Source organism: Staphylococcus sp. EG-SA-17 (assembly GCF_017151845.1).
GTDB lineage: Bacteria > Bacillota > Bacilli > Staphylococcales > Staphylococcaceae > Staphylococcus > Staphylococcus aureus.
This window is the reverse complement of sequence record NZ_JACVZO010000099.1, coordinates 1-462: the sequence shown is the minus strand read 5'-3', so window position 1 is coordinate 462 and position 462 is coordinate 1. Positions and strand designations below refer to the sequence as shown.

At 43.3% G+C, this 462-nt stretch carries 1 protein-coding gene; it reads right to left on the bottom strand.

Annotated features, from left to right (window positions below; translation table 11 throughout):
• On the bottom strand, nt 1-462 hold a 462-nt coding region (locus IDG65_RS14235), incomplete at both ends, for a beta/alpha barrel domain-containing protein (RefSeq protein ID WP_206174222.1).

Here is a 462-nt window from a genome sequence, read left to right as displayed (position 1 = left end):
AGCTAGATCATTGAGCGTTTCTCTTGTCATGCCAAAACCGACTTCTTTTACGATGAGGGGGACGTCAATGGCTGTTTGAGTCTCTTGAATAAGTACTTTCCAATTGGTAAAATCACGGTCTCCCTCAGGCATAACCAACTCTTGAGGTGCATTCAAATGAATTTGTAAGGCATCTGCGTGAAACAATCGGATAGCTTCTTTGGCTCTTTCGACAGAAGTCCCTGCACCGATGTTGGCAATGATTTTCCCGTGAGGATATTCTTGTCGCATAATCGTATAAGTATCAGCTAAAGAAGGGTCTTTCAAGGCAGCGCTGACTGAACCAGTGGCAATCATCAAATCTGCTTCTCTTGCGACGATTGCAAGATCTTGGTTGATTTTTTTTGTTTTTTCGCTTCCGCCAGTCATCGCATTGATATAAAACGGGCTACTTAGTGTAAAACCAGCTGTCTGTGTGCTTAG